Here is a 13,047-nt window from a genome sequence, read left to right on the forward strand (position 1 = left end):
CATGCCCCGAACGGGTCGCCGCCGCGGCCTCGTGGGGCTTGCGCTCGAGGCTGCCGACGAAGGCTGCCGGCGCCCTGGAAGAAGGCGGACTCGATGCGTCTAGTTCTCTACGAACCGGACATTGCCGAGAACACCGGCGCCATCCTGAGGTTGGCGGCGTGCCTGGCGGTTCCGGTGGACCTGGTCGAGCCCGCAGGCTTCGTCCTCGACGACCGCCGGCTGAGGCGGGTGGGGATGGACTACGTGGATCAGGTGCGGCTTCTCCGCCATACCTCTTGGCAGCGCTTTCTCGAGGCGCGGCCGCCCGGCCGGCTCGTGCTGCTGACGACCAAGGCCGCCCAAGCCTATACCGACTTCGCCTTCGCGGAGGGCGACGCGCTGCTGCTCGGGCGCGAAAGTGCGGGCGTTCCGGCCTCGGTGCACGCCCTCGCCGACGCACGGATCAAGGTGCCGATGCAGCCTCTCTCCCGTTCGCTCAACATTGCCGTAGCCGCCGCGATGGTGCTAGGCGAGGCGCTGAGGCAGACCGCCGGCTTCCCTGGGGGCTTCCCCGGGCCTGCCCCATCGCCAACCCCGATGGACGAGACATGAACGATCCCGCGAGCGAGCGGAAAGAGGCGGCGAACCAGTGGTTCGGCCAGCTCCGCGAGCGGATCTGCGCCGCCTTCGAAGCCCTCGAGGACCAATGCCGCAATCCCGGCTCCGAGCTCGCCCCCGGCCGCTTCGAGCGCAAGGCCTGGGAACGGCCAGGCGGCGGCGGCGGGGTGATGGCGATCATGCGCGGGCGCGTGTTCGAGAAGGTGGGCGTCAACATCTCCACCGTCCATGGCGAGCTTACCCCGGAGTTTCGCAAGCAGATCCCGGGTGCCGCGGAGGATCCGCGCTTCTGGGCCGCGGGCATCTCGCTCGTTGCCCATCTGCAGTCGCCGCTGGTTCCGGCGGTGCACATGAACACCCGCCACATCGTGACCACCAAGGGCTGGTTCGGCGGCGGTGCCGATCTCACCCCGATGGTTCCCGAGGAGGCCGATACGGCGGCCTTTCATGGGGCGCTCGAGAGCGCCTGCGCGCGCCACGACAAGGACTACTACCCGCGCTTCAAGAAATGGTGCGACGACTATTTCCATCTTCCCCATCGCGGCGAGCAGCGGGGTGTCGGCGGCATCTTCTTCGACAATCTCGATACCGGCGATTGGGAGCGCGACTTCGCCTTCACCCGCGATGTCGGGCTGGCCTTTCTCGAGGCCTACCCGGCGATCGTGCGCCGGCACATGGACAGGCCCTGGACCGAGGAGGAGCGGCGCCATCAGCTCGTGCGCCGCGGCCGCTACGTCGAATTCAATCTGCTCTACGATCGCGGCACGCTGTTCGGCCTGAAGACCGGCGGCAATGTCGAGGCGATCCTGATGAGCCTGCCGCCCGCCGTCGCTTGGCCATAGTGTCCCGCCTCTGAAATTCGTCAGCGAATTTCAGAGATAAGCGGGCCACTAATCAATTGAATCTAGTGTGATGATTCCGAAGTTCGCCAACGAACTTCGGAATCATCACACGAGCCCGCATTATTTCCAAGCGACCGCGAAGATCTCGACCGACTCCTTGAAGCCCTTCAGCTGCCGCTGGCCGCGGCTCTCGAAGGTGAACGACTTGCCGGCGCAGAGGCCCTGCACCACGCTCGCCACCATGATCTCATCCGTCCCGGCCTCGCCACAGACGCGCGCGGCCAGCTGCACGGTCGAGCCGAAGAGGTCGCTGCCTTGGGCGATCGGCTCGCCGGCATTGACGCCGATCCTCAAGTGCAGCTCCGGCGGCCTGCCGCTCTGATTGTGCTGGGCCACCGCCCGCTGGATCTGGACCGCGGCGGCGACGGACTCCTGCGCCTTGTTGAATGCCGCCATGATGCCGTCGCCGGTGTGCTTGATCTCGCGCCCGGCATTGTCGCGGAGCGCTTGGCGGACCGCCTGGTTGTGCGCCTCGACCAGCTCCATCTGCGCCTGATCGCCGTGGGTCTGGGTGAACGCGGTCGAGCCGATGATGTCGGTGAACAGCACGGCGACGAAATCCGCCCTGGCGGACTTGGTCTCGGCCTCGTTCCAGCGGTCAAGGGCGGCGATGAGCGCCGGCTCGTCGGACTTCTGGCCTTGGAGATGCGCCTGGATGCCGTCGATGCCGGCCTTGAACATGTCGAGATATTTCGGCTGCGCCAGGTACTCCTGATAGTTCTGCGCGAAGTTGCTGGAGCCATCGGGATCGAAGGCGATCTTCGCCAGCGACTTCGCCAAGAGCCAGCGCACTTCCGATTGGTCGAGCCGTTTCTCGCGCGCGATGCCTTCGCAGGCGCCGGCGTAGAACAGGTGGCAGCCGAAGGTGCTGTAGGGATCGAGCCGGTTGTCGGTGACGTGGCGCCCGCGCTCGATCACCCGGGCCAGCGAGGCGTGCAGGTAGGCGATCACCGCCTCGTCGCACTCCTGCAGCAGGAGGAGACGTTCGGGCTTGACCGTGAACACTTCCGCTTTGCCGGCTTCCTCGCTCTCCGCGGTGGTCGTCGGGGCGGGTTCGGAAGCTGAAGCTCCCTTATCCTCGGCCGGGCGGCGCGGCGCCAGAGCCGAAGGCATGATCAGGGCGTCGCGTTCGCCGCGGCCACGCGACGGGGAGAAGATGGCGCGAATCTGCGCGGCCTCCTCGGCGGTGAGCAGCATCCGCCAAAACCAGAAATAGCCGATGACGAAACCGAGCACCGCGCCGCCGACGAGCGTGCCGTGCGACAGCGTGGCGGCGAACAGGGCCGAGGCGAGCGCGTAGGTGGTGACGCTGACGACCCCGGCGCCGGCGGCCGCCGAGGCGCCTTTGATGATAAGCACACTGCTCGGCGGCGTCTTCCGCACCGCCGATTGCCCCTCCGCGCCGGCACCGGCACCGGCCTTTGGCCGCGCGCCGCCGCCGGCGCGAGCCTGGCCCCCGGAATCGGCGGAACGGCTGCGACTTCGTGCCGCACGCGGCGCCGCCGTGCCGACGGCCGCATCGCGCTCATCGACCTCTTCGAGCGCCGCGCCGCCGGCGGCGCCGCCGGCGGATTTGCTCGCGCCGGCAGAAGAAGCCGCTCTGGAATCCACCGCCTTCGGCTTGTCCTCGCGCCGGTGTACGACGACGGTATTGGTGGTCTTGCGGCCGGTCTGCGCATCGGCGACCTCGACCGTCACGCGCACGGCACTGGCCTTGCCTTCCTCGAAGATCTGCTTGGCGTAGGCGAGCGCCTTCTCCTCCTCCTCGAGGCCGAAGCGGGAGATCATCGAGGATTGTCCGCCGATCGTGGCGTAGATGAGGAAGTTGCCCGTAGCCATCCGCGGAGCCTGTCAAAATGAGGGGCGCGGCCCCCTGATGCGCTGGGTGCGGCCCCGACCCAGCAGGGGAGGGCCGGGTTGACGATGAGCTCTCACCTCGTCCCGAAATCCACCCCCGCCGCCGTCATATTACGCGAAGAGCGAGGACGCTGGCCAAGTTCTATGGAGGATCCGAACCGGCGGCGCCGGCCGGGGCGGCGCCCACCAGACGCGCCGCCTGGGCGAGGCAGAGGGTGCGGTCGGCCTGGAAATCGCCGTCGATCCACCACGCTTCGAGCTCTGCCAGCAGCGCGCCGACCCTGGGGCTGGGATGGATGCCGAGGGCCACGATGTCCGCCCCGCCAATCGGCAGATGCGGCGGAGTCCAGGACTCGGCCGCGGTCAGCCAAGCACGAAATCCGCCCACCGCCGCCTGGATCCGCTCCGGCGAATACTCGGCCCAGGCGATCAGCACGAGATCGCCGGTGAGCAAGGCGCCCAGCCGATAGAGCAGCCGGCGCCGGGCGGCCGCATCGGCCTTCGGATCGATCGCCCCCCGCTCGCGCGCCAGGGCGGCAAGCCGATGCATCTCGGCATTGGCGAGCCTGAGGCGTTCGCCGACGCGCTCGGTTGCGGCGACGTCGGCGGGCAGCACGATGGCAAGACGCCGCAATGGGCTCTGGGTCAAGCGCTCGTCGGTCTCGAGTTCCGCCAGGCGCGCCAAAGCCGTGGTCGGCGCCGCCTCGGGGAGGATCCGCCCCAGCACCGCGGCCGCGTGCATCAGTTTTAGGCTTGCCGCCGGATCGGGCCCGATGAGGATGCGGAAGAGCTCGGCGCGCACCCGCTCGCCGGAGAGCTTCGGCAGCAGGTGCGCCAGCTCGCTGCAGGCGGCGAGCGCCATCGGATCCGGCTCGCCTTGGCCGAAGCGCTGATGGAAGCGGAAGAACCGCAAGATCCTCAGCACATCCTCCTCGATCCGGCGGCGAGCCTCGCCGACGAAGCGCACCCGCCCGGCAACGAGGTCGGCACGGCCGCCGAACGGGTCGTAGAGCGTGCCGTCCGCATCGGCATAGAGCGCATTGATGGTGAAGTCGCGTCTCGAGGCATCGGCTTGCCAATCGTCGGTGAAGGCGACCCGCGCATGCCGTCCGAAGGTCTCGACGTCGCGCCGCAAGGTGGTGATCTCGAACGACCGGCCACCGATGATCGCGGTCACCGTGCCGTGGGCGATGCCGGTCGGCACCACCTTGATGCCCGCGCGCGCCAGCAGCCGCATCACCGTTTCGGGCGCATCGGGGGTCGCGAGATCGACGTCCGATTGCGGCAGCCCCAAGATCGCATCGCGCACGCAGCCGCCGCAGAAGCGCACCGCCGCACCTTCGGCGGCCAGCGCCTCCAGCACCGCCGCCGTCGGCGGGTCCTGCATCCAGCCGGGGAGCGGCTCCAGGCGGCCGGCGGGCTCCATGGTGATACGGGGCTAGTTCGTCTCGGCGGGGACGACGCGGCCGTCGATGATCCGGGGCGGCGTGTAATGGGCCCCGGGCTTGGCGCCGCCGAACACCGCCAGAGCGAACAGGCCGAGGGCGGCGATCATGACGCCGGTGAGCGCCAGCACCGTCCACGGCACATCGCCCAGCCGCGGCGCCTTCTCGGGCTGGCCGGCGAGCTGCGCGCGGCGCAGCGCCATGTAGAACCAGCCAAAATAAGCCATGGTCGGCAACAGCAGCGGCAGCACGACGGTGACGAGAATGCGCGCCATCACAGCCTCAGCCGTTCCGCCAGGTTGACCAGCATGCCAGCCGTAGCACCCCAGATATGATAATGAGCGTAGGGCAGCACGTAGAAGGTGCGAAGCTGGCCGTTCCATTCGCGGCTGTGACGCTGGTGGTTGGCGGTGTCCATGACGAAGGCGAAGGGCACCTCGAACACCTCGGCCACCTCGTGGCTGTCGGGAACGAGCTCGAAGGGCGGGCTCACCACGCCGACGACGGGCGTGATCTCGAAGCCGGTGCGGGTGCGGTAGATATCGAGCCGGCCCAGGATCTCGACCCGCTCTGCCGGCAGCCCGATCTCCTCCAGCGCTTCGCGGAGCGCTCCCGCCTCCGGGCTGGCGTCGCTCGCCTCGATGCGGCCACCAGGAAAGCTGATCTGGCCTGGATGGTCGGGAAGGTGATCGGTGCGGCGCGTCAACAGGACCGTCATGCCGCCCGGCCGCTGCACCAACGGCACCAGGACGGCCGCCTTGCGCAAGTTCGCCGGCAACGCCATGTCAAAATTCAGGTCGTTGTCGCCGCGTCGCGCCGCCTCATTGCCCGGCCGTGGGATGAAGGCGCGCCTTAGCGCGGCCAGGTCCGGGCTCAGCTCGGAGCTTCGAGGCTGCCCAGGGGCCAGAAGGTGTTTTTGCTCCATACTCCGAACGTCGGCTTATCGCCGATGCTCTCCTCTCCTCCCAGTTCGACCAGATGATAATAGACCGGTCTTAGAATGCGGGCTTCGAGACGGCCCTTGACCAGAATATAAGGCCTGGGCTCGCCGGTGACAGGGTCGAGGTCGACTCGAATCGGATGCTCCGGCCCGACCTCCACCTCCTCGTCGAGATTGGTTCGCAGGATCAGGCTCTGTCCACGCCCGGAGCCGGCGACGTTCACTTCTACGGCAATGAAGGGCGAGTCCTCGACCTCGATGCGGCCGCGCTCGACCGGCGTGGTGAGCCAATAGGTGCCGGCTTCATCGCGGCTCAACACACTGGCAAATAACCGAACCAGCGGTTTTCGGCCGATCGGCGAGCCGCGGTAATACCAGGTGCCATCGGCGCCGATTCGGATCTCGAAGTCGCCACAATCGATGGGCAGCGTCGGCCGCCCGCCTTGCGTCGGTCCGCCAAGCTCCTTGGCATCGCGGGATCGCTGGGTCATGCTAACGGCGTTCCCTTATTTCGCGCGCACTCATCAGGCCGAGGATACCCCATACCGTGAGCAGCACCCTCTCCGCCAATCCATCCGGTCCGCCCGCCCCGGAGCTGGTCGCCGAAGTCGAAGCGCTCGGCCAGCGGATGGCGCTGGTGCGCGAGCGTATCGGCCGGGTGATCTTCGGCCAGGAGGCGGTCGTCGACCAGGCGCTGATCACGCTCCTGTCCGGCGGCCATTGTCTCTTGATCGGCGTGCCGGGCCTGGCCAAGACCCGCCTCGTCGAGACGCTCGGCATCGTGCTCGGCCTCGAGGACAAGCGCATCCAGTGCACGCCCGATCTGATGCCTGCCGACATTCTGGGATCCGAGGTCCTGGAAGAGTCCGATGCCGGCCGCCGCCATTTCCGCTTCATCAAGGGGCCGGTCTTCTGCCAGCTCTTGATGGCGGACGAGGTCAACCGTGCGAGCCCGCGCACCCAGTCGGCCCTGCTGCAGGCGATGCAGGAGAAGCGCGTCTCGGTTGCCGGCCAATATCATCCGTTGCCCATCCCCTTCCATGTGCTGGCGACCCAGAACCCGCTCGAGCAGGAGGGAACCTATCCCTTGCCGGAAGCGCAGCTCGACCGCTTCCTCTTGCAGGTCGACGTCGGCTACCCCGACATCGATGCGGAGCGGCGCATGCTGATCGCGACCACCGGGGCGGATGAGGAGAAGCCGGTGGCGGTGATGCGTCCCGCCGATTTGCAGGCGGCCCAGAGGCTGGTGCGCCGCATGCCCGTGGGCGAGAGCGTGGTCGAGGCCATCCTCTCGCTGGTGCGCGCCGGCCGCCCGGATACCTCCGGCATCGACGACGTTTCGCGTCATGTCGCCTGGGGCCCGGGACCGCGCGCGAGCCAAGCCCTCATGCTGGCCTGCCGCGCGCGGGCCGTGCTCGACGACCGCCTGGTGCCGTCGATCGACGACGTGCTGGCGCTCGCCCATCCGGTGCTGCGCCACCGCATGGCGCTCAATTTCGCCGCCCGGGCCGAAGGCATCACCATCAATCAAGTGATCGACCGGTTGTGCGAGCCCTTGGCATAGACCGCCCCATTCCAGTGCGGCAGCGGGCCGAACAGCTAGCCGCGACGCTGCCGCCGCTCCTGGTGGCTGCCCAGCGCGTCGCCTCCACCGTCGCCCAAGGCGTGCATGGACGTCGTCGGGTGGGTCAAGGCGAGACCTTCTGGCAGTTTCGCCCCTATGCGCCCGGCGACCCGGCGAAGGCGATCGACTGGCGGCAGTCGGCGAAAACCGACCGCGCCTTCGTGCGCGAGACCGAGTGGGAGGCGGCCCAGAGCGTCTGGCTGTGGCGCGACGGCTCGGCCTCGATGGCCTATCGCTCGGCGCGTTCGCTGCCGCTGAAGCGCGAGCGTGCCGAGCTCCTGCTGCTGGCGTTGACCGTGCTGCTGATCGGCGCCGGCGAGCATGTGGCAGCGCTCGGCCACGGCATTCCGCCCGCCACCGGCCGTGTCGCCTTGGGTCGGTTGGCCCACGTCATCGAGCAGCCCGTCGCCGCCGCCGCATCCGGCCTGCCCGGCTTCGAGCCGCTGCCGCGCCACGCCGAGCTGGTCCTCATCGGCGACTTTCTGGCGCCGCTCGAGGAGATGCGCCAGCTCATCTCCCGGTTCCTCGGCCGCGGCGTGCGCGGCTACATCCTGCAGGTGCTGGATCCGGCGGAAGAGACGCTGCCCTTTGCCGGACGCGTGCGTTTCGAGGGTCTCGAGGGCGAGGATCCGGCCTTGGTGCCGCGGGTCGAGTCGGTGCGCAGCGACTATGTGAGCCGCATGAGCGAGCATCAGGCGGGTCTCGCCGAGCTCGCGCGCGCGGCCGGCTGGTACTACGGCATGCACCACACCGACCGCACGCCGGAGCGGGGCCTGCTATCGCTCTATGCCGCGTTGGCGCGGCTGCCCATAAACTAGGAGTCGCGGCGGTTGCTGACCCTCGGATCCATCGCTTTCGCTTCGCCGTGGGTCCTGGCCGCACTGGCGGCGCTGCCGATCATCTGGCTCCTGCTCCGGGTGACCCCGCCGGCGCCGAAGCGGCTGCTGTTTCCGGCGATCCGGCTCCTCTATCTCTTGCGTCCGAAGGAGGAGACGCCGGCACGCACGCCATGGTGGCTCATCCTGCTCCGCCTCACGCTGGCGGCGACGGTTATCCTGGCGCTCGCCCAGCCGCTGCTCAATCCGGGTGCCAGGCTCGCCGGCAGCGGACCCTTGGTGCTCGTCATCGACGATGATTGGGCGGCAGCGCCGCGTTGGGTCGATCACCGCCGGGCGCTCGTCGATCTCATCGACCAGGCCGAGCGCGAGGGACGGCCGGTGGCGCTCATCACCACGGCGGCCGGTGCGGAGGAAGGCCGGCGCTCCTCCGGCATCATCAGCGCCGCCGACGCGCGCGCCATCGCGCAGGCCCTCCAGCCGAGACCTTGGCTCCCCGACCATGCCGCAGCGCAGGCGGCGATCGACCGTCTCGTGCTTCCCGGCCCGGCCCACGCCGCCTATCTCGCCGACGGCGTCGCCGGCGGCAGCGCCCAGAATTCCCTCATGGAGAGGCTGCAGCATCTGGGCGGGCTCGCGCTTTTCACCGACCGCGCCGACGTGCTGCCGCATCTCCTGCAGCCGCCCTCGGGCAATGGCAACGACCTGGTGGTGACGACGCTCCGCGCCGCCGCCGCCGGCGAGACGCAGCTCAAGCTCAGGGCGCTCGCCGGTGACGGCCGCGTGCTCGCCCTCGAGCCGGCGCGCTTCGGCGCCGAAGGGCTCAAGGCCGAGACCAAGCTCGCCTTGCCGACCGAGCTGCGCAATCAGGTGGCGCGCATCGAGCTCGAGGGAGAAGCCTCGGCCGGCGCCGTCGTGCTCCTGGACGAGCGCTGGCGCCGGCGGCCCGTGGGCCTCGTCGGCGGCACCGCCTTCGATGCCTCGCAGCCGCTCCTGGACGAGCTGCACTACATCGATCGGGCGCTTTCACCCTTCAGCGAGGTACGGCGCGGGCCGCTCCTGGAGCTGCTGAAGCGCGAGCTGGCGGTGATCGTGCTGCCCGACAGCGGCGCCTTGCCGCCGAACGAGCGCGCCCAGCTCGACCCCTGGATCAACAATGGCGGCGTGCTGCTGCGCTTCGCCGGGCCGAAGCTCGCCAATGGCGATGACGATCTGGTGCCGGTCAGGCTCCGGCGCGGCGACCGGGCCTTGGGCGGCGCCTTGTCCTGGAGCCGTCCGGCCAATCTGGCGCCCTTCGATGCCAGCTCGCCCTTCGCCACTCTGGTGCTGCCGCCCGACGTCACCGTCTCGCGCCAGGTGCTGGCGCAGCCGGTCATCGACCTCAACGAGAAGACCTGGGCGCGGCTCGCCGACGGCACGCCGATCGTGACCGCTGAGAAGCGCGGCTCCGGCTGGGTGGTGCTGGTGCACACCACCGCCAGTCCCGCTTGGTCCAACCTGCCGCTATCGGGCTTGTTCGTGGAGATGCTGCGACGGCTGGTGGCGCTGAGCCAGGGCGTGGTCGGCGGCTCCGGTACCGCCTCGCTGCCGGCGATCGAGACCCTCGATGGCTTCGGACGGTCGGAAAAGCCGCCGGCCACCGTGGCGGTGCTGCCGGCGGACGGGCAGGTCGGCCCGACCAATCCGCCCGGCCTCTACGGCACCGACACGGTCAGACGAACGCTCAACCTGGCGCCCTCGGTGCCGAGCTTGCAGGCGATGCCGGCACCGCCCGACGGCGTCGCCAGGGTCATTTATGCGCGCGCCCAGGAGGTCGATCTGAAGCCGTGGCTGCTGGCGCTGGCGCTCGCCATCCTGTTGGCCGACACCGTCATTGGGCTGGCGCTGCGCGGGCTCTTGCCTGGCCGCGCCGCCGGCATGCGCGCGGCCTCCCTGGCGCTCATGCTCCTCCTCTTCGGCCACGGTGCCGCCTTGGCGCAGACCCGCTCCCAACGCGGCGCCGGCGCCAGCCCCGCCGATATCTTCGCCCTCGATGCCACGCTGCGCCCGCGCTTGGCTTATGTGATCACCGGCGACGGCCAGCTCGATGACACCAGCCGCGCCGGGCTCGAAGGCTTGACCCTGGTGCTGTCGCGGCGCACCGCGCTCGAGCCCGACCAGCCCATGGGTGTGGATGTGGAGAATGACGAGCTCGCCTTCTTCGCCCTCATCTATTGGCCGATGAGCGCCCAGCAGCGTCTGCTTTCGCCCCAGGCGGTGCAGCGGCTCGACACCTACCTGCACAATGGCGGCACCATTCTCTTCGACACCCGCGACCAGGCCGAGACCGTGGCCGATCCCTTCGGCGCCGGGCCCGGCGCCCAGCGGCTGCGCGAGCTGGTGCGCGGCCTCAACATGCCGGCGCTGACGCCGGTGCCGCCCGACCATGTCTTGACCAAGGCGTTCTACTTGCTGAACGAGTTTCCCGGGCGCTTCGTCGGCGGCCAGGTCTGGGTGGAGCCGACGCGGGCGCGCGGCGAAGACGAGGTATCGTCGGTCATCATCGGCGCCAATGACTGGGGCGGCGCCTGGGCAATGGACGGCCGCGGCCGCGGCATCCTGCCGGTGGTTCCCGGCGGCGAGCTGCAGCGCGAGATGGCATATCGCTTCGGCGTCAATCTCGTCATGTACGCGCTTACCGGCAACTACAAGGCCGACCAGGTGCACGTGCCCGCCATCCTCGAGCGGATCGGACAATGACCGCGGCCGGGCTGCACATCGCCATCGCGCCGGCGCTGCCGCTCTGGACGGTGGCTCTGTTCGGTCTGTTGGCGCTGACGGTGCTTGCTCTCGGCATCTTTGCCCGCGCTCGCGGCACGACGCTCAGAACCATCGCCGCCGCGGCGCTGTGGCTGACCTTGCTCAATCCGTCGCTGGTGTCCGAGCGGCGCGAGGCCAGGCCCGACGTGGCCGTCGTCGTCGTCGATCAGACGCCGAGCATGCAGATCGGCGATCGTCGCCAGCAGGTGCAATCCGCACTCGACCAGCTGACCCGGCGTCTGGCGACGATGGCGGGGCTCGAAGTCCGCATCGTGCCGTTGACCGGAAGCGTCGTCGGCCCGACGACCGGAAGCGAGGATGGGAGCCGGCTGTTCAGCGCCCTCGAGCGGGCGCTGGCCGACGTGCCCCGCCAGCGGCTGGCAGGCGTGGTGGCGCTCACCGACGGGCAGATCCACGACGTGCCGAACCCGCCATCCGGCAATCAGCTGACGGCACCCTTCCATGCCTTGATCGCCGGGCACCGCAACGAGGCCGATCGGCGCCTGGTGGTGGCGCGCGCGCCCGCCTACGGGCTCGTCGGCAAGCCCGTCACCATCACCGTCAGAGTCGAGGATACCGCGGCTGTGCCCGGCCAGACCGTGGGCTTGACCTTGCGGCGCGACGGCGCCGGCGAGCAGCGCGTCACGGTTCCGGTCGGGCGCGACACCGACATCACGCTCACCCTCGATCATGGCGGCCAGACCGTGATCGAGCTCGAGGTCGAGCCCGGAGCGAACCCGCTCTCCTTGGACAACAAGCGCGCGGTCATCGCCATCAACGGCGTGCGCGACCGGCTGCGGGTGCTCCTGGTCTCGGGCGAGCCGCATGCGGGCGAGCGCACCTGGCGCAGCCTCTTGAAGGCCGATCCGTCGGTCGATCTCGTGCATTTCACCATTCTGAGGCCGCCGGAGAAGCAGGACGGCACGCCGATCCGCGAGCTGTCGCTGATCGCCTTTCCGATCCGCGAGCTCTTCGAGCTCAAGCTCGACGAGTTCGACCTCATCATCTTCGATCGCTACCAGCGGCAAGGCATCCTGCCCCGCATCTATCTCAGCAACATCGCCGACTATGTGCAGAAGGGCGGTGCGCTCCTGGATGCCGCGGGCCCGCCTTATGCGACGGGCCTCAGCCTCTATCGCTCGCCTTTGGGCCAGGTGCTTCCGGCCGAGCCCAACGGCGTCGTTTTCGAGGAAGGCTTCAAGCCGAAATTGACCGATGTCGGCCACCGGCACCCGGTGACCGCCGACCTGCCCGGCGCCGGCATGGGCACCGACCTACCGGATTGGGGGCGCTGGTTCCGCCACATCGATGCCGACCCGCACCGCGGCGAGGTGGTGATGCAGGGCATCGGCCAGCGTCCGATCTTGGTCTTGGACCGGGTCGGCAAGGGGCGCGTGGCGCAGCTCTTGAGCGACCACATCTGGCTCTGGACCCGCGGCTACGAAGGCGGCGGGCCGCAAGCGGAGCTGCTGCGCCGGCTGGCCCACTGGCTGATGAAGGAGCCGGAGCTGGAGGAGAACGATCTGAAGGCGCAGGTCGTCGGCAACCGCCTGCAGATCACCCGCCGCAGCCTGAAGCCGGACGACCGGCCGGTCGAGGTGACGAAGCCGGACGGCGAGGTCGCCTCGGTGCCGATGACGGACGATCCCTCCGGGCGCGCCGTCGGCAGCCTCACGGTCGAGCGCCCCGGCCTCTATCGCCTGAGCGACGGCACCCTCACCACGGTTGCCGCGGTCGGCGCGCTCAACCCGTTGGAGTTCTCCGACATGCGGGCGACCGAGACCAAGCTCGCCCCGATCGCGGCCGCCACCGGCGGCGGCGTCGAGTGGCTGGCCGACGGCCTGCCCGACATCCGCCGCATCCGCCCGGGGCGGCAGGCGGCGGGCCGCGGCTGGATCGGGCTCAAGGCCAATGGCGATTTCATGGTGACCGGGGTCGACGAGGTGCCGCTGCTGCCGGCCTTCCTGGTGCTGGCCATCGCGCTCGGCACGCTCATGCTGGCGTGGCGCCGCGAAGGACGTTAGTCCGGCGCCGCGGCGGGGGGGCG

11 protein-coding genes are annotated in these 13,047 nt (G+C 69.5%); 6 read left to right on the forward strand and 5 right to left on the reverse strand.

Features of this window, described 5'->3' with window-relative positions:
* Window positions 1-93: 93 nt before the first annotated feature.
* Together HY058_09810 and hemF are read left to right on the forward strand one after the other, a co-directional pair.
* Complete coding sequence (locus HY058_09810; protein MBI3497584.1) at window positions 94-591, forward strand: tRNA (cytidine(34)-2'-O)-methyltransferase; 498 nt, start codon at window positions 94-96, stop codon at window positions 589-591.
* The gene (hemF, locus tag HY058_09815) at window positions 588-1,439 is read left to right on the forward strand and encodes an oxygen-dependent coproporphyrinogen oxidase (protein ID MBI3497585.1); all 852 of its coding nucleotides are present in this window, start codon (window positions 588-590) and stop codon (window positions 1,437-1,439) included. Before HY058_09810 ends, hemF begins: the two co-directional genes overlap by 4 nt.
* Before the next feature lie 120 nt (window positions 1,440-1,559).
* Here hemF and HY058_09820 read toward each other — a convergent pair whose 3' ends face one another.
* The 5 genes from HY058_09820 to HY058_09840 form a co-directional block, all read right to left on the reverse strand.
* On the reverse strand, window positions 1,560-3,338 hold the full coding sequence (locus HY058_09820; GenBank protein ID MBI3497586.1) for an adenylate/guanylate cyclase domain-containing protein: 1,779 nt from the start codon (window positions 3,336-3,338) through the stop codon (window positions 1,560-1,562).
* A 160-nt stretch (window positions 3,339-3,498) separates the two neighbouring features.
* A complete protein-coding gene (locus HY058_09825) occupies window positions 3,499-4,782 on the reverse strand; it encodes a CCA tRNA nucleotidyltransferase (protein MBI3497587.1) in 1,284 nt (427 codons plus the stop codon).
* Between the two features lie 12 nt (window positions 4,783-4,794).
* Entirely contained in the window at window positions 4,795-5,076 is a 282-nt protein-coding gene (locus tag HY058_09830) for a hypothetical protein (protein ID MBI3497588.1), read from the reverse strand.
* Window positions 5,076-5,726: a CoA pyrophosphatase gene (locus HY058_09835; GenBank protein MBI3497589.1), complete on the reverse strand. Its 651-nt coding sequence runs from the start codon at window positions 5,724-5,726 to the stop codon at window positions 5,076-5,078. The genes HY058_09830 and HY058_09835 overlap by 1 nt, the downstream gene beginning before the upstream one ends.
* Window positions 5,675-6,232, reverse strand: a complete 558-nt coding sequence (locus tag HY058_09840) for a DUF1285 domain-containing protein (protein MBI3497590.1) — start codon at window positions 6,230-6,232, stop codon at window positions 5,675-5,677. The genes HY058_09835 and HY058_09840 overlap by 52 nt, the downstream gene beginning before the upstream one ends.
* Before the next feature lie 137 nt (window positions 6,233-6,369).
* Between HY058_09840 and HY058_09845 the strand changes: the two genes are divergently transcribed.
* The 4 genes from HY058_09845 to HY058_09860 are packed head-to-tail and all read left to right on the forward strand — an operon-like array spanning window position 6,370 to window position 13,024.
* Window positions 6,370-7,305, forward strand: a complete 936-nt coding sequence (locus HY058_09845) for a MoxR family ATPase (protein MBI3497591.1) — start codon at window positions 6,370-6,372, stop codon at window positions 7,303-7,305.
* Between the two features lie 14 nt (window positions 7,306-7,319).
* Window positions 7,320-8,183 (forward strand): DUF58 domain-containing protein, encoded by an 864-nt coding sequence (locus HY058_09850; protein MBI3497592.1) that lies wholly within the window; start codon window positions 7,320-7,322, stop codon window positions 8,181-8,183.
* Between the two features lie 12 nt (window positions 8,184-8,195).
* A complete protein-coding gene (locus HY058_09855) occupies window positions 8,196-10,940 on the forward strand; it encodes a DUF4159 domain-containing protein (protein MBI3497593.1) in 2,745 nt (914 codons plus the stop codon).
* Window positions 10,937-13,024, forward strand: coding sequence for a hypothetical protein (locus HY058_09860; GenBank protein ID MBI3497594.1), 2,088 nt, complete (start codon window positions 10,937-10,939; stop codon window positions 13,022-13,024). Before HY058_09855 ends, HY058_09860 begins: the two co-directional genes overlap by 4 nt.
* The last annotated feature ends 23 nt before the right edge of the window (window positions 13,025-13,047 follow it).

Source organism: Pseudomonadota bacterium (assembly GCA_016195085.1).
Taxonomy (GTDB): Bacteria; Pseudomonadota; Alphaproteobacteria; order SHVZ01; family SHVZ01; genus JACQAG01.

Coding starts and splice junctions, on each gene's coding strand:
- HY058_09820 (MBI3497586.1), bottom strand. CDS start 3,338: ATGGCTACGGGCAACTTCCTCATCTACGCCACGATCGGCGGACAATCC.
- hemF (MBI3497585.1), top strand. CDS start 588: ATGAACGATCCCGCGAGCGAGCGGAAAGAGGCGGCGAACCAGTGGTTC.
- HY058_09840 (MBI3497590.1), bottom strand. CDS start 6,232: ATGACCCAGCGATCCCGCGATGCCAAGGAGCTTGGCGGACCGACGCAA.
- HY058_09860 (MBI3497594.1), top strand. CDS start 10,937: ATGACCGCGGCCGGGCTGCACATCGCCATCGCGCCGGCGCTGCCGCTC.
- HY058_09835 (MBI3497589.1), bottom strand. CDS start 5,726: ATGGAGCAAAAACACCTTCTGGCCCCTGGGCAGCCTCGAAGCTCCGAG.
- HY058_09830 (MBI3497588.1), bottom strand. CDS start 5,076: ATGGCGCGCATTCTCGTCACCGTCGTGCTGCCGCTGCTGTTGCCGACC.
- HY058_09810 (MBI3497584.1), top strand. CDS start 94: ATGCGTCTAGTTCTCTACGAACCGGACATTGCCGAGAACACCGGCGCC.
- HY058_09825 (MBI3497587.1), bottom strand. CDS start 4,782: ATGGAGCCCGCCGGCCGCCTGGAGCCGCTCCCCGGCTGGATGCAGGAC.
- HY058_09845 (MBI3497591.1), top strand. CDS start 6,370: ATGGCGCTGGTGCGCGAGCGTATCGGCCGGGTGATCTTCGGCCAGGAG.